Genomic DNA, 17,608 nt, shown 5'->3' on the forward strand with positions numbered 1-17,608 from the left:
TTATCACCTAATGTAATAGAACTGTGATACTGCAGATTGAGCCACCGTATCTGTGATTAGGACTCTGTTTTTAACGATCTCAATATTTTCGTTGAATGAAAGTTGTTTATCACATACCAGATTGGTTAATCCAGATAATCCATTAAATTCGATAGGATTTGAAGAGAGAAAACCTTTGGTTCTATACAAGCCAATTTTATCTAAGTAGATATCAGCTAATGATAAATAAAAATATTTGGAATAATTCAAACTATTTTTAAGGTTTAATTTTTGTCGAAGTACGTCTGCTTCAACTGGTTTTGTTGAACTAGTCACCAAATCCTTAATTTGAAGAAGTAAGTTATCAATATTAATGTTCTTAAACATCTTTTCTGGAGTTGAATATTGCATGTTTTCAACACGTATAACTTTCTTTTCATTCATTAATTCAAATAGATAGAAATTGGCATGTCTTAAGCTTTGACTTCGAATTTTTTGTGCGATTTCAGATTTTGATAGAGGACCAGGGGCTTGGTTAAGAAGGTTGATAATTAATTCTCGTTGTCCCCCAAGGCTAGCAGCTTGATTCAATGAGATACTATCTTGATTCGATTTACCTTGGAAAAATACTCCGTGCAACTCTCCATACTCTCTAAGAGAGTGCCTTAACTCAAAGTAGCCTAGATTGTTTTTCTTATGATAAATTTGAAAAAACTCATTTAAATGACAGGAATTGTTTGGAAGTTTTTCAAGAAAGTTTTTTGCATCTAAGATTACCTGGTCCAGATCGACATCGTTCAAGCCTGAGAAGATTAGGTGTTTATAAGTACCGCTACCTGACTGGTAAATGTTTTCTGATGTATTAAAAGCTCCATCTAACCTGTCTGTGTATACATTATTTCTAGAGTATCCTTTACTGTTTGTAAAAAGTGCAGCATCTTTCCAGGGAAGACCATTAGGGAAGTTTAAAAGAGAATGGGCTAAGGCTTCTTTTTTTCCTAACCTAGATGGTAAATATTTGCCTTCTAGGTTTTGGGTAAAAACACCTTCCTCGGTAAGAAAATCGAGAGTAATAGAAGCTTTGATAAAACTTATTCCTGTACTTGAAACCAACTCGTTGATTAGGTCGTCTTTTTCAAATGGTGATTTATTTTCAGTGAAGAACTCATCAAATAAGTTTAGGTTACTTAATGGCTTGAATTCACCTACATCGAATTCTGCACTGCTTTGTAGGAGCCGTGCAAAAAAAGCATAGAAACTTTGCTCCTTATCAAAAAGGGAGTACAAAGTCGGCATGGTAAGGAATTTATCCTCAGTTTTATAAAGAATTTGGTCTTTGATGAGTTTCAAAGGAATTGAAAACTTTTTAACGAATTGGTTAAAGACTATTTTGTCAATTTGTCTAATTCGTTCTCTTGTTACACCGTATTTCTGTCCAAGAGCTTCTAGGGTAAGTATTTGATGATTGAAGCCTAGTCTTGCAATGAATATATCACTTTCATTTTCAGGTAATTCAAGAGCAAAATCTTCAATGTCTTCAATAATTATCTCTTCCAAATCAACATCAGAATAAAAGCTACTTTGAATTGATGTAATTAAGTCGGATTGCCCATAATTAAAATTATTACCTAATTCTGTCACTCTCAATAGCTCATTAAAAAACTTCTCTTGTAACTCAGTAATGATTTGGATTTTATTTTTTCCATATCCTTTTTGTTGCTTCAATAAATCTATATCCAAATCAATGATGTCGATTAAATCTAAATTACCAATATCCTTGATTAGGTTTTTCAGGTATTTGTCTCCTTGCTGACTAAGTCCTTTATAACTCCATCTTAAATCTTCTATTAATTTTCTAGAAAAACAGATTTTTTCTGAGGCATCCATCACTTCAAGCGGGTCAAAATTTTTGTTAGAAAGTGTTTTTTGCATTTCATCAAGTAAAAAAGCATACCCTGAACCCACTCCTCTGATTTTTATTAAATCTATCGATTGGATTTCTAGCAATGCATCAATAGTCACTGTTTTGATGGGTAATATTCTTGAGTCAACTAAAGCAAAAATTTTTTTTGTGACTTTTTCGAAATTATGGTCAATGTTAACACCAAATTTTTTTACGAACTGGCAAAGCTCAATATAGTCTGAAAAGGATTTACTTTGCATTTGTGACCACACTTAAAAATAGAAGTTTTGATCTAAATAGACGTTTGATAATTTTCATGTCACTATCTGGTATATTTTTCAAATCTGCCATCTTTTCAAGATGTTTATATTTATCCAAAAGAGCAAGTTTTTCGATTTCATTTTCTTCTGGTTGATTCTCGTTTTTGATAGTTGTTTCATTAACACCATTTAGAGTTTTGACCTCTTTAGGCTCAATGATTTCCTTGGTATTCAGTTTTTCTTGTTTAGTTTTTTGTTTTAAGATGCTTTTTACTTCATTCTCAGTAAACAGTGGAAGGTGCTCAAAAATGGATTCTTGGCTAATAGCTTTATCACTTGGAGTAAATCCACTTTCTTCAAATTCTTTTAGGATTTTATGACATTTTTCCTGGATGAAGCTTAATTTTGAATCGAAAGTGCTCATGTCGAAAGCTATCATAAGAAATGATAAATAAGAGCCAAATAGAGTATTAATTTGATCTCGACTCAAGCCCTCAAGCTCATCATGTATTCGATAGAAATCTGGAAAACGACCTTCAACTTCATAGAATTGTCTACAGAGGTTTAAAGCTTCTGACCTGAAGTTTAATCTGTAATTAAGGTTTTTGATTAGTTCTAAGACATCAGCGGCTGCCTCATTGTAAGTAACCTCAATATAGTCATTGTGAACTACTGATTTTTTTTCTTTTTCTGCTTGCTTTTCAGCGTTAGTCCTTTCTTCATAATTATCCTTGTCTATAGGAGTGTTTCTAACGCTTTCAGCTAGTGCATGTACTTCGTTAAGCCTTTCCAATGAACCCACAAAATCTAAAACTACTACAAATTCTTTAGATTTGGTCTTCCTTAAACCTCGACCCAATTGTTGTAGCCAAACAGTTTTTGAACCAGTGTATCTAATGAAAACTAGTAGATTCGTTTCAGGGATGTCTACGCCCTCATTAAAGAGATCACAAACAAGTATGTAGCTGTGGTCACCTTCCCTAAATGAACGTATATTTTCTCGTCTTTGAGAATCTGGCATTTTAGAGTGAACAAGTGTTGCTGAACCTGGTTTGAAGAATTTAATCATGTACTGCATATGCTCAATGCTTTTACAGAAAACGATTCCTTTTGGTGTTTGAAGGTTTTGTTGAGAAACTTCTTTTTCGATTAACCGAACAATTTCTTCATCTTTTTTGTGCAAAAATAATGATTTATCTACATCTGATACGGACATCCCGTTTTTCAACATTTCAAGCTGTTCGTTACTTAGGTCATCAAGCATCACTTTGTATTTAGGGAACGCTAACTTGTTATGCTTTAGTGCCCAAGCTAAATCATATTTCCCGATATGTCCGTCATGACCTCCAAAAAACTGCGTAACACTTTTTAAGTCTTCTCTGAATGGAGTTGCTGTTAGGCCAATGAGCACCCGTGGATTTAAGAAATTAACAACTTGAGAATAAGTTCTTGCAGGTACATGGTGAGCTTCATCTACGATGACAAGGTCGAATTCATCCTTTTTAAGTTGGTAAATCTTGGAGTAGAAGGTATCAAAGGAACCAAATACGAAGTCAGTATTTTCTGGAGGAGCACCATTGAAGCAAGCTGAAAATGAATATGTACCGATTCCTAGGATATTTTTGAATGCCGTTACAGACTGAAGGAGTATTTCAACTTGGTGAGCTAAAAATAGTACTTTTTTTATCGAAGAATGTTCATCTTGTATCAATGTTTTTACTAAATTTGCAACGGTGTAAGTTTTTCCAAGACCTGTTGCCATTTCGATTAGAAGTTTTGTTTTGTTCTCTTTGATTTTTGCATATGCTTCATCATTGATCGTTTGTTGATACTGACGCATTTTGATGTTTCGACCAATTTCTGAGTGCTTTTCAAGCCACAAGTTTTGAAGTCCATCACGGTCGAATAATTCAACGCCTAACTTTAAGGCTCGTACTTTTACCTCTGAGGTGAAATAAGAATTTGTAACGAGAATCATGTTTTGGACGTTAGCTAATTTTGCACCAGTAACTAACTGATTTAAGGCTTTTGTATCAACAGTAGTACTTATATTCCTTTGCTTTACCTCGATTGCAAATTTTCTTCCGTTCTTGTAAGCAAAAATATCAACCCCACCGTCGCCATGTGAATATTCTTTGCCTACTTGAGTAATTACGGCATCATTCCATCCAGCATCTTCAAAAACCTCTTTTACGAAAATTTCAAAGTCGGAAGGGAGTAGTGAATCTATTTGTTTAAAGTCAGTAATCATTGGTTTTTCTATTTTCTATATGGAAATATATTTTTTATGTGCATTTTACGTATTTAGGCAACTATTTAATACTAGTCGGCTTGCTAATACCATTCTCGCAGTCACTTAATTGGTCTCTCAAGTCGTCAATGAGCTGGGCTTGCGCTTCGCAAATTGATGCCAGTTTATCGCGCTGCTTTTTGCAATCTGCAAGGCGTTCTTCAAGTGTTCGTTGTTTCCGCAGTTGCTTTTTCTTGTTGATGATGTCGCTATCAATTTCCTGTTGTTTTAAGTAATCTTGTATTTCTAGTACTAACAAGGGGAAGCGGTCTTTTTTAAGCGCTGTAGTGTGCTTTCCTGCTTCTTTAGCAACGTTATTTTGGCTAACCTTGGTTCCTTTTGGCAGATTGATAGGTGTGTTTGTTTTGAGGCGTTCAAAAGCTTCTCTGAATAGTGTTTCTGCTTTACTCATTTTGCACCGCCTTTTTTAGTTTTAATAAGCTCTAAAACTTTTTCATATCCTCGCACTTCGGCTTTCAATGCACCGTACCTTGGGGAGTCTTCTGGAACTTCATCCATTTGTTCTTCGTAGAATGCTTTATCGTCTTTAAACTCTTGCTCTCTTGAGCCGTCAATAATGAGGTCTGAGCACATATTTCCGCCAGTACCACCTGCACAATGAGTGATTGAATCAAAACCACCATACTCGCAAGCCTCTTGCTTCATACAGCCACCAAGCAGGTTTTTTCTGTAACCTACTGCACCGTTTTTCTGAGCCTTTAGCAGCTTTTTCATTTCGCCTTCTTCTACAAAGCAAACGACATCTTGTTTAACAGGTGATTGTTTGTGAGGAAGTACTGCATCACCATGCACTACCGACGCTATATTACGAGACATTTCAGCGTAATACTCATTTACGACTTCTTGTTCAGCTAAATGATTTAAACGCAACTTGCCTGCATTGTTTTGGTAGTGGAATTGCTGCTCACGAGTACCGTGCTTCATTTGCAGTTGAGTAGATGAAGGTGAGACTTTGTTGAGAGCAAAATGGACTGCAAGGGTTCGTCTGAATTGGTGGAAGCTAAATTGCCAAATATTGCCAACCTTGAACCAATTCTCTCGTGCTAGTGTGGGAGTTAAAGCAAGCGCTTCGTCATAGTCTTGTTGTGTGATAATAAATTGGTCTCTATTAAAAAATTTATAACCATGCTCTATCAGATAATCGCATCGATCAAAATCTCTGACTTTGTTTGAACGTACACCTTTTGTCCAGGCGTCCACTCGTTGAAATAAAAAAGGAGCTTGTTCAGGTGCTTCTATGTACCGTAGTTTCCAATCAATTAATGTTTTAGCAATATTTACAGCCCTTGCAACTCGATTATTTACAATCCATCTATCATCACTGTCGGTGTCAGTTTTGGTTGTTTCTCCAGTAATTAAATAAAACTCTCCAAGCCTTTCATCAACTTCTGTTTTGAGGCAATCGGTACGAAGCGACAACGCTTCTTTTTTGCGCATAAGTGAGTAAAAAAGCACAATTAAATAACAGCTAACCATGGTATTGTTGACAATGTAATTGAATTGGCTTGTTTCGTAACCAACAGTGCCTCCTCGACGACCAGCATACTTTTCAAAGAGTTCAAGTAACCCATTGTCATTTAAATAATTTTCAAATGTTCCTCCGTATTTTATTTTGTCTGCACAGCGGTTTTTATCGAAAGGGCTGGGGTGTTTTGCGCCATTTTTTTGGTTAGTAATGGTTGTTGAAACTAGATACTTATAAAGTGATTCTAGCTTGCTTTGATATATTTCAAAATCATCAAGAACAATATCTAGGTGTTTAATGAGCTTTGTCCATATTGATGAAGGAATGTAAGGAGTTTGACCTAGCTCATACTCTGGGTCATAAGTTTTGTATAAAGAAATACTTTTTTCATCAAGAATAGTAAAGCCGATTTCTTGATGATTCTTATAAAGCTGATCAAGATACCAAACACTATTTTTGAAAATAGATGGAGAATTAAAGGCAAATTGCTGTGCAATGCTTTCAACTATTTTGGGATATCTGCTCAACTCTTTTACCTGAATTTTTAGTTCCGTACATTTTCTAAAAATAGGTTGTAATACGTGATACCAGACTCTCAAACTGATGTACTTTGCTGGAAATAAATGACTATATATGACATAAAACATTACCTGTTTAAACTTTGCCTTATTTTCCTCGTCATAATCGTTGAATAGCATTGGGTTTGGATTGCCAAATGTTTCAAAATTCCAAACATCATCACCATATTGGGAAACAGTATTCCCTTTTTCGTCAATTGACATGACAAATTCATGTTTTGGAGGAAAATCTAAGGATTTGAAGCAAGGTGAACTCTTTGTTACAAAAGGTATGTCTGCTTTAAATTGGAGATTTTTTGCCAAATGCTGCACGGTTTATCCTTCGTATTTCTCTATTTTACGAGACCAGTTCGGGTGATAATCGCCTTCTTCAACTCTCATTTCAGACTCTTTAACCCATTCTTTATGTTGAGTGTTACCAGAGTTTTTAAACCAATTGATTTTTAGATTAACCCAGTCAATCGCAATATTTGAAGGTTTTAATTCTTTTGTTCGATGCGAACTTGATTCAATGGTTTTCAGATATTTAAAACTTAGCAAATTCCAAATGTAGTCCAATGAATTGTCATCTCTATAGTGTTTGCAGCCTATGCATCCTGTCGGACTTATGCAGTTAGGTTCGGGTAACTTATTGGTTGCGTCTTCTATTGGTTCTGGCATGCCATTACAAGGCGTATTAAATAAAGATACCTTTGGTCTGCCGTGAGTTAGTGGATCGTTCTTTTCCCAAAACCGAGTAACTTCAATGATGGCTCTTTGAAGGGATGGAAATTCATAGGATTGTCTAAATACGGTTACACCGTGATTAGCATATTCAGCAGAGCTTTCTTCGTCTGAACAAAGCCTCATTAAAATATTCAGCCCAATTTTTCTAAATTGCGTTGGTGCTGTCCAAGGAATGTCATTTGAAATGCAGATATTTTTAAATGATGCAAAATCAGCATCAGTTCTTTTTCTATATCCAATGTTTTTCTGTAAAAAAGGAAACAGCAAGGTTGAGTTTGGAGCATATTCGTCAATAAAACTTAGGTATGCATGAAAATATGGTTTGTATGGCTTAGGTATTTTGAACAGTACTTCACCACCTCGTCGATTTTTATACTCTCGAATTTCATATTGTTCACCAAGAGGTTTATAGTCAAATTTGGTACGAAGTAATTTTAATGTCGGAGCTATATTTTGAACAGTCATAGCTAGGAAAATCATTAACTCAGCGGAAACGCGATTATTGAATGCTTGAGCTGCGTGAGTGTTAATAAAATTTTCTTCAACAATCGTTGGCTGTTTTTTGCGAGGTGTTAAATTAATGCTTTTTTTTGTCAGTTCAGAGCTAATGTTAATTTTAATAGGAAGCTTTCCTGTCGTTAAGCTCGTTGGAAGAAAATTTTGTGTGATATCGAAACAAAACCTAGCTAATTTAGCCGCGTCGCTTAACATGGCTTTCTCTGCGGAACGGCTTATAGCTCTACGAGAAGTTCTTTCGTTTTTTAATCGAGTATGCTTAATATCAAAGTCAATCCCTTCTATTGCTCCTTTAAGAAAAACGGCTACTTGATTGACGTTATGGTATGCCGATGCAGGCTTTATTTTCTTTTGCAGGGTCCGTTCAAATTCATATTCTGCGTAACCATACAAAACGTGTCCGATTGCTTCAGGTGTGTCAAAGTCTTTACTGTTCTCATCAATATAGCGGATTAGATATTTTAGTTTGTAGATATAGTTTTTTAGGCTCGCTTGAGTTGTACCAAAGTCTAATAATCCAATTGCATATTCTTTGAGGGCAAAAAATATCTCAATTCGAGAGTTGATAATGGGTAATATCACTAGATCGTCTGTCCAGTTGGTCTTCTGGCGATTAACTTTTATTCCATTTTGGTAGATAAAAGGCATTAGATTCCAAGTCGGAGCTTTTTGATTTTCTATTCTATGATGCACGATAGTCAAATCAGGTAATTTATTCATTATCAAACATCTCCCCACTGGTTATATGTTCAATAATTTGATTGGTTTGATCTTTTGAACCTGTAAACATTGACCATAAAGTGTCGAGGAATTTTTCCTCAACAGGCTCTTTTTCAATGAATTTGATGTACTTCCAAGTGGTGCTTGGTTCTTTGTGAAGCATCGCTTCTTGAACAAATTCAATCGCATTCAGTGAAGACATTCCTTGGGTGTTTAAAAGTGCTCGCATCAACATTGTCCCGAATGTTGCTCTTAGCTGGTGGAATTTAAAACGACCAAACTCCGTATGTCCTCTTTCAATCAGCTCGCTTTTCAAACGGTGTAGTAGTGTGCCAAACGTCTGAGTGGTGTACCTGTTCCCCCTAGATGTTAAGAAGATATTTCTTTGTAGTGAGTGCGAGGCTTTGGAGCGTCTTAAAATAGCTTCTGCCGAATTGAAGTATTCGATTAATTCCGAAAGCAGTGCTTGAGGAACATAAATATCTCCAGATACATCAAACTTAGTTTCTACAGCTGTTCCAGGGCCAACTTTTACTCTCATGATGTTTGCCAGCATTTGATCAGGGTATGCGTTTTTAAGGGCATCAATATTAAGCGTTGTAACTGTTTCGTGGCGGCAACCTGTTTGAAGTGCGACCTTCGACATCAAGTAAAGTTCATAGTTACGATGTTCGGATAGGTAAGCCATAAGAGTTTTAGTGCTAGCTTGATTAATTGGCGTTAAACCATCTTCAAGGGTGGTTCCTGTTCTAGCTCGATTTGGAATAGAAAGTTCTGAGGATGTCACGTTCATGGTTCGGCTAAAACCAACTTTATCGAAAAAGGAGATGACTTTGGTTTGGTCATCAAAGAGCTTTGAGCGGTCTCCTGCATAGTCTGTTGCTGAAGCCCAGCGATAAAAGGCTATTAAGGATGTCATGGTTTGCGTTGCGGTAGATGGTGCAAGGTATCCCTTATCTCTTTGGTCTATCAGATACCCTCTAAATTTGAATAAGCAACGTTCACCTTTCTTCTTCGGGAAATGTAGCCAGTGTAAGCCTTCTTCTTCTAACCAGTCGGCATAACGTGCCAAGTGCGTCATTTCACGGCTAACGGTTTTTAAATCTTTTTGCAAATCATCATGGCGATAAAAAGCGTATCTATTGGCTTCGTACCAAGGTTCACCGTCTGAGAAGAAAATTTGAGGGAATGAATCGATGGACTTTCTGTTGGGATTGGAAATAAAACCGTGCTTTGAATTGATTGAAGATGGTTCAAGCATCATTGAATGATGGTTGATATTTTCAAGTACCGCCATAGCTCTAACCAAATAATTTAAGAATGGATACAGCTTAACAGGTGCTTAAAATTATGTCTATGGTTTAAAGTAAAGTAGTAAAGTGTATAGTTTAAATGTTTACCGTGCCGAAGAAGTCCGGTGTGCAGACCGCGCCATAGGCTTTGGCCACTTCCTGCGTTTCGTCCATGACATACGGGAACGGAAAATCGAACGTCTCGGCAATGCGTTTCATATTGTCGAAAGAGTCTTCGGCGTACTCGGTCGGGTCATTCGACATAATGGCAATGCTGTTGAGGCCATAATCATCGCGTAGAATACGGGTATCGTTGGCCAAGCGCGTCTGGATGGCTTTGACATAAGGGCAGTGGTTGCAGATGAACATCACCAACAGACCGTTCGGCCCTTTGGCCTTTTCCAGCGTCCAGTTCTGGCCGTCCACGCCGGGCAGGTTAAAATCAATGGCCGGTTGTCCGAAATCGCACACCGGTGTGGTTAAACTGACCATAATATTTCCTTATTTTGGATGAGGTGCGGGTTAAAATGAGCCTTGTGAATTATTATAGAGAATTAAACTAAAAAGAACATTGGGAGAAAACAATTGAAAAGTTTGATGGATTATATCGAAGCGGCCAAACAAGTGATTCAAGAAGTGTCTCAGGAAGACGGTCGTGCATTGGTTGAAAAAGGCGTGAAAGTACTGGACGTACGCGAACCGGGCGAGTTCCTGGCCGGCGCGATTGACGGCGCGATCAATGTTCCGAGAGGCGTTTTGGAGCCGGCGGTGGATATGGAATACGCTGGGGCCAATCCGGCACTGCGCGATCACCGTGATGACGCTTGGTTGGTGGTGTGTAAATCCGGCGGGCGCGCGGCGTTGGCCACTCAAACCTTATCCGAAATGGGCTTTAAGAACGTGACCAACTTGGTTGGTGGCATGGACGGCTGGCAAGCGGCCGGTTTCCCGATGGCGATTCCGTCGGACGAAAACATGACGGTGGTTTTGAAAGAGCCTTGTCGTATCGACTGATTAGCACTTTGATGCCGACAGTGAAAACCCACCAGGCCTGGTGGGTTTTTTGTATCTATGCCCCGGTTTTTTCCCGGTATGGAGCAGAATGATGTACCGGCGATAAGTGATTTGGGTAAACTAGGTCCGGTACGGAAATTGCTAATGATTTCTGCTTATAAAAAGTCGACTCAATAGAACATGTGATTCAGGAGGAATGCATTAGGATGTTCTTCAATAATAAATATAAAACGCTTTATCAAAAGCAAGAAGAGGAACTGAAGCGCTTAAAGAATGAAAATCTGGCGCTGACGGAACAATTGGAACAGTTGCACACATCATCGATTCAAGTCACCGACGCCCCCGCGTTTGATCACGAACAAGCCCGCCAGCTGGATTTATGCAATAAGGTCTTTTATTCGATGCGGTTTTTCGCCGATTCCCTGCAAGGGTTTCAGGGCGGTTTGCTTCAGCAGGGGCAAGTGTTGATGGATGGGCGTGACAGCATCAAAGAGTCCACGCAATTGTCGGCGACGACGCGTGACCGGGTGGATAACATCCACTCCAAGTCGACCAAACTGGCGGATTTGATGTCTCAAGCGGCCTCGGCGTCGGAAGAACTTGGTAATCGTGCGGTGGAGATTGACGGCATTATTTCGATGATTACCGAAATTTCCGAACAAACCAATTTGTTGGCCTTGAATGCGGCCATTGAAGCGGCACGCGCCGGGGAAGCCGGGCGCGGGTTTGCGGTGGTGGCGGACGAGGTGCGAAACCTGTCGCAAAAAACCGCGACCGCCACGCGGGATATTTCACGCTTGGTGACGCTGATCCAGAAAGAAATTGCACGTTCTCGTGAGCAAATGAACGATGCCCGAGAAGAAATGATTCAGTTGAATGCGTTCAGTGAGCAGTCCACTCAGGCGTTGTCCGAACTGATTGGTCGCAACGAAGACATGAGCGGAGTGATTGCGTCCAGTGCTTTGCGCAGCTTCACCAACAAGGTCAAGTTGGACCATTTGCTTTATAAAATGCGGGTTTATCAGTATTTGATGGGGTCGCTGCCGGCAGAATCGTTGCAATTGAACGAACACACGGAATGTGCTCTGGGGCAGTGGTACTATGAAGGTGAAGGGGTGCAATGTTATTCGCAACTGAATGGCTATGCCGATTTGGAAAAACCGCATCAAGAAGTGCACTTGCAAGCGCGTCGTGTCGTGGAAGCGTATCAAAATGACGATTTTGAATTAATGGAATCGGCCTTGCAAAAGATGGAAACCGCCAGTACGGCGGTGCAGGAATGTTTGGAACGCATGGTGACCGATGCCGAAAGCCGTCCGGATATTTTGTGTTTGCACTAACGGCGTGAAGCCATTTTCCAGACATTAAAAAACCCGCCGAAGCGGGTTTTTAGTGGAAACGTCACAGAGCAATCCATGACGAATAGGATATTTAGCCTTTTGCGGCTTCGTACAACTCGGAAACTTTATTCCAGTTAACCACGTCCCACCAGGCTTTCATGTAAGCCGGACGCAGGTTTTGGTAACGTAGGTAGTAAGCGTGTTCCCAAACGTCCAAGCCCAGGATTGGCGTGCCTTTCACTTCAGCGACGTCCATCAAAGGGTTGTCCTGGTTCGGTGTGGAAGAAATTTGCAGCTTACCGTCAGCGGCAACCGTTAGCCAAGCCCAACCGGAACCGAACTGAGTGGCACCAGCGGTGTTGAATTTTTCTTTCATGGCATCCAGGCCGCCGAAAGTGGCGTTGATGTCGTCCGCCAAAGCACCGCTTGGCGTGCCCATGCTGTCGCCGGTCATCACTTCCCAGAAGAAAGCGTGGTTCCAGTGCCCGCCACCGTTGTTACGCACCGCAGGTGAAATCGAACCGGCATTGGCAATCAACTCGTCCAATGACTTGTCTTCGTTTTCAGTGCCGGCAATGGCATTGTTCAGGTTGGTGATGTAAGTGTTATGGTGTTTGGTGTGGTGGATTTCCATGGTACGTGCGTCGATGGAAACTTCCAAAGCGTCGTAATCATAAGGTAAATCAGGAAGTGTGAAAGCCATAATTATGCATTCCTTTAAATTTGATTGAATCGGGTTGAAATTCGTATGTGTCGATTCATCCGAAAGACAAGGTGAATCGATATGTTGTCGTGTGGTCTATTTTAACGACAAAACCGGAATTATCAATACCCGACTGAAACAATCGGGTATTTAATGGAAGGGGTTGAGAGCGTCTGGGGGCGCTGAGTTCGTCTTTAAAAAATGTTATCGAGGTGTTCCGGTGGGGCTGGCATGTCCCCCATTTTTTCTATTTCGGAAGGGGGCATTTGCATAAAATACCCTTTGCTTTCCAGGGAGGTGCGAACTTCTTCGATATCGACACGCGCCATTTTACGGTCAGGCGTCAGTTCAAAATCGATTACATGGGCTGGCTCGCCAAACATCACCAGCAGTTCGTCGGGCAGTTTTTCCAGTCCGTCTTCTTGCGGGACGAACAGATACAGTTCTTCTTTTTTTGGGCTTTTAAAAGCGGATACGGTTAATGACATCGACATGTCCTTCATTGAAAACGGGTGGCTGTAAAATGGCGATATTTTAACAAAATCTTATTTTAAAGCGAGCCGGATTCCTAGGGTATCTCTGATTTAATCAAACAGAGATGCCTGAGTTAAATTCTTGACCTCTGAGGGGAATTTCTTTATTCTTACCGGCTGTTTTCACTTCCGATCAATTTAAAAATGGGAAAGGTTATGACGGGCAATAAAGTAGTTGTACTGGGCGGAACCGGTTTTGTCGGGCGCTCCGTTGTGAACGAATTATCAAAAAACGGCTATGAGGTTTCCGTCGTAGTGCGTCGTCCGGAACGTTTCCGTGAGTTTTTGCTTTTTCCAAACACCCGTTTGGTTCAACTGGACAGCCTGTTGCAAACCGAGGGCTTGAAAGCCGCTATGAAAGGGGTCGATGTCGTGGTGAATTTGACGGCGGATATGACGACTCAAACCGAAGCGGTGGCCGACAAGGAGTTGGTTCAGGTGAATCAGCAAATTAAAAAAGCGGTTGAGTCGGCCGGCGTGAAGCGCGTGCTGTCGCTTTCCCAAATTGGCGCGGATGCGAGCAATGCCCGTCATGACTGGTTGTATAAATTGGGTGAAGCCGATTCGATTATGCACACCATCGCATCGGCCAAGGTGACCATTTTACGTGCCGGTTTGTTGCTGGGGGACGGGGACGAAGTTTCCAGCCGTTTCAAAGCGCAATTGGAATGGCTGCCGGTATTGCCGGTGGCGAATGCCGGGCGAGCGGTACAGCCGTTGTCGGTTAAGGATTTTGCTAAAGCGCTGGTCATGAGCATTCATGATAAGACCGCGTTCGGCGCGAAAATCGAATTGGTTGGGGAAGAGCGTATGTCTCTGAAGGATTTGGCCGGTTTGGTGCGCGATATGATGATGAAGGACGACGCCATTGTCTTGCCGATGTGTTCGTTGAATGCCCGTTTTATGAGTACATTAGGGCCTTTGGCGCCGTTCCGTTCCGTGTCTAAGGTTCAGTTGAAATTGATGCAAGCCGATTTGGTATCCGATAACGATTTTGAAAGTCGTTTCGGCTTTATGCCGACCAGTGTCGAGCATACGTTGGCGCCTTATATCGCGCCGAGCAACTTGCGTGAACGCTATCATTTCTATCGTCAGGAAGCCGGTCGAGACGCCGACGAACTGGTATAGCACGCTCTTAACCCTTTCAAGAAAAGCCGTCATTTGACGGCTTTTTTGTTTTATGATGTGCGCATGAATGAAAGTTGTGAGAACGCTATGAAAACCTATCTTGTCGGCGGTGCGGTACGAGACGCTTTGCTCGGTATTCCGGTTTATGACCATGATTGGGTCGTGGTGGGTGCCACGCCTGCGGAAATGCTGGCACAAGGCTTCGATCAGGTCGGTAAGGATTTCCCTGTCTTTCTGCATCCCAAAACTAAAGAAGAATATGCTCTGGCGCGTATGGAACGCAAAGTCGGCCAAGGTTATCATGGCTTCGAAATGTCGTACGATCCGGCGGTGACTTTGGAAGAGGATTTAATTCGACGGGATTTAACCATTAATGCGATGGCTCAGGAGTCGGACGGTAGCATTATCGACCCTTATGGCGGGCGGAAAGATTTACAGAATAAGGTGTTGCGTCATGTATCGGATGCCTTTGAAGAAGACCCGCTACGCGTGTTGCGTGTGGCGCGTTTTGCCGCCAAATTGGCGCCTTTCGGTTTTAAGCTCGCGCCGGAAACGGCTGGGCTGATGCAGCGTATGACGGCGTCGGGGGAATTGTCGGCCTTGACGCCTGAACGGGTCTGGCAGGAAGTGGTCAAAGCCTTAAACACCGACACGCCGAGTGTGTTTTTCGAAACGTTGGACAGCGTTGAAGCCGCCGCGGTTTTGTTCCCGGAATTAAACGCCTTGCACGGCGTCACCCAGCCGGAGAAGTACCATCCGGAAGGCGATGTGTGGATTCATACCTTGATGGTATTGGATGCTTCGGCCCGGCTGTCGGACGATTTGTCAGTCCGTCTCGGGGCCTTACTACACGACTTGGGCAAAGGCGTGACGCCGCCGGCGCTTTGGCCGAAACACCACGGCCATGAACAAGCTGGCGTGCCGTTGGTGAAAGCTTTTTGTGAACGGTATCGTGTGCCGAAAAAGCAGCAGCAGTTCGCGGAAAAAGTGACCGAATTCCATGGTTTGATTCATAAAGGCCTGAACAGAGACGGTCACCCGGCCTTGAAACCAAAAACCTATTTGAAAGCCTTGACCGCTTGCGGAGCCTTGAAAGATTTGGTGACCTTTGAACAATTTTTGACGGCTTGCGAAGCCGATGCCAAAGGGCGTTTGGGGTTTGAGCAGCAGCCATACCCACAAAAAGCGTTTTGGTTGGCGTTGGCGCAAGCCGCTGGCCAAGTGGATAATCAAGCGATACTGGCGACCGGCGTGCAAGGCGCGGACATTGGCCGGGCGATTGAAGCGGAAAGACACCACTTAATTCAAGATTTTATTTCGGCACAAGATGCGGTAAGCTGAGTTCAACTTGAATTGATAATCATTTTAATTTTTGGGTAAAAACCACCAGGCCTGGTGGTTTTGTGGCATGAGGAAAGGTTTTGAGTGCGTTGAGACTCACACGTTATGCGACTTATGTGTCGGTATTTGTGGCGTTGGTATTGCTGATGACGAAAGCCTATGCCTGGTGGGAAACCGGTTCGGTCGGTGTGTTAGCGTCCATGCTGGATTCGGCCGTCGATGTAGTGGCTTCGGTGATGATTTTATTTGCCGTGCATGTGGCGCAAATGCCGGCCGACAATGAGCATCGCCTGGGCCACGGCAAGGCGGAACCTCTAGCATCTCTGGCGCAAAGTGTGTTTATTGCCGGGTCGGCCTTGTATCTGGTGTTACACGCCTTGGATCGGTTATTTTTTCCGGAAGCGGTGCGCGAGGCTGGCTTGGGGGTTTGGGTGATGGTGTTTTCCATGGCGTTGACCTTGGCTTTGGTGGTGTTTCAGCGTTATGTGATTCGTAAAACGCATTCTTCGGCTATAGAGTCGGATTCGTTGCATTATTTATCCGACCTGGGGGCGAACTTTGCGGTGATGGTCGGGTTGTTGTTGTCCGCTTGGTTTTGGGTGGATGCGACGCTGGGCTTGGTGATTGGGGCTTGGATTGGTTGGCAGGCGGTGAAGCTGGCGGTGGCCTCGGCCAACCAATTGTTGGATCGTGAGTTGCCGGATAGCATGCGTGACGAGATTCGGGAGATTGTTTTAAATCACCCTCAGGTACGCGGGTTTAATGATTTGCGGACCTTTCGTTCCGGGCCGACGGTGTTTATTCAATTGGATTTGGAGCTGGATGACCATCTTTCATTGTGGATGGGGCATCAAATCGCCGAAGAGGTGACGGAAAGTTTACTCCGTCGTTTCGAGAATGCCGATGTGATGATTCATCAGGAGCCGGTCAGTTTTCGAAACAAGCCGGGGCATCATCAATGGGAAGTGGAATCGAAATCGTAAGAGGGGCGGTTCGAAAGTGAAAACCGACCAGGCCTGGCCGGTTTTAGAGGTCGCTGTTACAGCGCTTTGGTGAAACTGAAGGCACCGCGAATCTGGCCTTTGGAATAGCCCACGGCCTGATCGTCAGGGTAGTATTCACTGATGGCTTTCTTGACCGCCGGTTGAACATCGGTTCCGTGGCAGTTCAAGCAGACCGCTGCTGTCGGGATAGCTTTCATGTAACGGTATTGTTTTTCACCGTTCATAATAATAACTTGGGAAACTTCCATGCCTTTGATTGGTTTTCCTTCGGCCAGTTGAGCGTCAAAGCGTTCCAGAACGGTTTTTTCCCAAGCGTCCGGTGTGGCGGTTGCACCGCGTGGCTTCAGGCTGACACGATTGATGTTCCAGCCGCTTTTTTCAGACAGTTCTTTGGCAATGGCCGGCGCTTTGGTGTGGCAAACTTCAATGGAATTGACCGGGCCACCTTGCTTCATACTTTTCATTAAAGCGGGCTTTAACTGGCTCATGTAGTCTTTGACCAAACTACGTGCTTCCGCTTCGGTCGGTTGATTGGCCTGAGCGGTCAAAGCCACCCCGGTTAGCAAGGCAATGCTGAGTACGGACTTTTTCATACCTATCTCTCTCCTATAAAAAATAAGGTTATTTATAATAATAATCTCTTGATAAATTCTATTTATATAAGTTATGGGTGCAAGTCTTTACGGCGCGTTTTTTTGAATGGCTTTGGATTAGTATTTTTTATGTGGTTGTGGGTGCATGGGTTACGTATTTTAAAATGGATACATTATAATCTGGACTCTTGTTTGCTTAAGA

Annotated in this window: 14 protein-coding genes and 1 pseudogene; 5 read left to right on the forward strand and 10 right to left on the reverse strand. The window is 42.2% G+C overall.

Going from position 1 to position 17,608, the window contains the following annotated elements:
- Positions 1-3 precede the first annotated feature (3 nt).
- From AC0KH7_RS01075 to AC0KH7_RS01105, 7 genes and pseudogenes are all read right to left on the reverse strand, one after another.
- Positions 4-2,142 carry a sigma factor-like helix-turn-helix DNA-binding protein gene (locus tag AC0KH7_RS01075; RefSeq protein ID WP_472369932.1) on the reverse strand — a complete coding sequence of 713 codons (2,139 nt, stop codon included), beginning with the start codon at positions 2,140-2,142 and terminating at the stop codon, positions 4-6.
- Positions 2,132-4,393 (reverse strand): DEAD/DEAH box helicase family protein, encoded by a 2,262-nt coding sequence (locus tag AC0KH7_RS01080; protein ID WP_472369933.1) that lies wholly within the window; start codon positions 4,391-4,393, stop codon positions 2,132-2,134. Before AC0KH7_RS01080 ends, AC0KH7_RS01075 begins: the two co-directional genes overlap by 11 nt.
- Before the next feature lie 61 nt (positions 4,394-4,454).
- A complete protein-coding gene (locus tag AC0KH7_RS01085; protein WP_472369935.1) occupies positions 4,455-4,844 on the reverse strand; it encodes a hypothetical protein in 390 nt (129 codons plus the stop codon).
- Positions 4,841-6,808, reverse strand: a complete 1,968-nt coding sequence (locus tag AC0KH7_RS01090; RefSeq protein ID WP_472369937.1) for a hypothetical protein — start codon at positions 6,806-6,808, stop codon at positions 4,841-4,843. Before AC0KH7_RS01090 ends, AC0KH7_RS01085 begins: the two co-directional genes overlap by 4 nt.
- A 3-nt stretch (positions 6,809-6,811) precedes the next feature.
- Positions 6,812-8,458, reverse strand: a complete 1,647-nt coding sequence (locus AC0KH7_RS01095; RefSeq protein WP_472369939.1) for a hypothetical protein — start codon at positions 8,456-8,458, stop codon at positions 6,812-6,814.
- Positions 8,451-9,755 (reverse strand): tyrosine-type recombinase/integrase, encoded by a 1,305-nt coding sequence (locus AC0KH7_RS01100; RefSeq protein WP_472369941.1) that lies wholly within the window; start codon positions 9,753-9,755, stop codon positions 8,451-8,453. Before AC0KH7_RS01100 ends, AC0KH7_RS01095 begins: the two co-directional genes overlap by 8 nt.
- A 106-nt stretch (positions 9,756-9,861) precedes the next feature.
- Positions 9,862-10,242 (reverse strand): annotated as a pseudogene (locus AC0KH7_RS01105) (thioredoxin family protein); the annotation flags it as partial.
- Between the two features lie 93 nt (positions 10,243-10,335).
- Between AC0KH7_RS01105 and AC0KH7_RS01110 the strand changes: the two are divergent.
- On the forward strand, positions 10,336-10,764 hold the full coding sequence (locus tag AC0KH7_RS01110; protein WP_472369943.1) for a rhodanese-like domain-containing protein: 429 nt from the start codon (positions 10,336-10,338) through the stop codon (positions 10,762-10,764).
- 206 nt (positions 10,765-10,970) lie between these two features.
- Positions 10,971-12,104: a methyl-accepting chemotaxis protein gene (locus AC0KH7_RS01115; protein WP_472369945.1), complete on the forward strand. Its 1,134-nt coding sequence runs from the start codon at positions 10,971-10,973 to the stop codon at positions 12,102-12,104.
- A gap of 91 nt (positions 12,105-12,195) precedes the next feature.
- Here the strand turns inward: AC0KH7_RS01115 and AC0KH7_RS01120 are convergent, their stop codons facing one another.
- Positions 12,196-12,807: a superoxide dismutase gene (locus AC0KH7_RS01120; protein WP_472369947.1), complete on the reverse strand. Its 612-nt coding sequence runs from the start codon at positions 12,805-12,807 to the stop codon at positions 12,196-12,198.
- A gap of 194 nt (positions 12,808-13,001) precedes the next feature.
- The gene (locus AC0KH7_RS01125; protein WP_029939529.1) at positions 13,002-13,295 is read right to left on the reverse strand and encodes a YcgL domain-containing protein; all 294 of its coding nucleotides are present in this window, start codon (positions 13,293-13,295) and stop codon (positions 13,002-13,004) included.
- Positions 13,296-13,496: 201 nt separating this feature from the next.
- Between AC0KH7_RS01125 and AC0KH7_RS01130 the strand changes: the two genes are divergently transcribed.
- From AC0KH7_RS01130 to AC0KH7_RS01140, 3 genes are all read left to right on the forward strand, one after another.
- Entirely contained in the window at positions 13,497-14,468 is a 972-nt protein-coding gene (locus AC0KH7_RS01130) for an NAD(P)H-binding protein (protein WP_472369949.1), read from the forward strand.
- An 87-nt stretch (positions 14,469-14,555) separates the two neighbouring features.
- On the forward strand, positions 14,556-15,809 hold the full coding sequence (locus AC0KH7_RS01135) for a multifunctional CCA addition/repair protein (protein ID WP_472369951.1): 1,254 nt from the start codon (positions 14,556-14,558) through the stop codon (positions 15,807-15,809).
- Positions 15,810-15,889: 80 nt separating this feature from the next.
- Positions 15,890-16,792 carry a cation diffusion facilitator family transporter gene (locus AC0KH7_RS01140; protein WP_029939532.1) on the forward strand — a complete coding sequence of 301 codons (903 nt, stop codon included), beginning with the start codon at positions 15,890-15,892 and terminating at the stop codon, positions 16,790-16,792.
- A gap of 56 nt (positions 16,793-16,848) precedes the next feature.
- Here the strand turns inward: AC0KH7_RS01140 and AC0KH7_RS01145 are convergent, their stop codons facing one another.
- Positions 16,849-17,406 carry a Tll0287-like domain-containing protein gene (locus tag AC0KH7_RS01145; protein ID WP_472369953.1) on the reverse strand — a complete coding sequence of 186 codons (558 nt, stop codon included), beginning with the start codon at positions 17,404-17,406 and terminating at the stop codon, positions 16,849-16,851.
- Positions 17,407-17,608: the final 202 nt, after the last annotated feature.

The organism is Hydrogenovibrio sp. (assembly GCF_965140365.1).
GTDB lineage: Bacteria > Pseudomonadota > Gammaproteobacteria > Thiomicrospirales > Thiomicrospiraceae > Hydrogenovibrio.

Coding starts and splice junctions, on each gene's coding strand:
- AC0KH7_RS01075 (WP_472369932.1), bottom strand. CDS start 2,142: ATGCAAAGTAAATCCTTTTCAGACTATATTGAGCTTTGCCAGTTCGTA.
- AC0KH7_RS01080 (WP_472369933.1), bottom strand. CDS start 4,393: ATGATTACTGACTTTAAACAAATAGATTCACTACTCCCTTCCGACTTT.
- AC0KH7_RS01085 (WP_472369935.1), bottom strand. CDS start 4,844: ATGAGTAAAGCAGAAACACTATTCAGAGAAGCTTTTGAACGCCTCAAA.
- AC0KH7_RS01095 (WP_472369939.1), bottom strand. CDS start 8,458: ATGAATAAATTACCTGATTTGACTATCGTGCATCATAGAATAGAAAAT.
- AC0KH7_RS01100 (WP_472369941.1), bottom strand. CDS start 9,755: ATGGCGGTACTTGAAAATATCAACCATCATTCAATGATGCTTGAACCA.
- AC0KH7_RS01115 (WP_472369945.1), top strand. CDS start 10,971: ATGTTCTTCAATAATAAATATAAAACGCTTTATCAAAAGCAAGAAGAG.
- AC0KH7_RS01120 (WP_472369947.1), bottom strand. CDS start 12,807: ATGGCTTTCACACTTCCTGATTTACCTTATGATTACGACGCTTTGGAA.
- AC0KH7_RS01125 (WP_029939529.1), bottom strand. CDS start 13,295: ATGTCATTAACCGTATCCGCTTTTAAAAGCCCAAAAAAAGAAGAACTG.
- AC0KH7_RS01130 (WP_472369949.1), top strand. CDS start 13,497: ATGACGGGCAATAAAGTAGTTGTACTGGGCGGAACCGGTTTTGTCGGG.
- AC0KH7_RS01135 (WP_472369951.1), top strand. CDS start 14,556: ATGAAAACCTATCTTGTCGGCGGTGCGGTACGAGACGCTTTGCTCGGT.
- AC0KH7_RS01145 (WP_472369953.1), bottom strand. CDS start 17,406: ATGAAAAAGTCCGTACTCAGCATTGCCTTGCTAACCGGGGTGGCTTTG.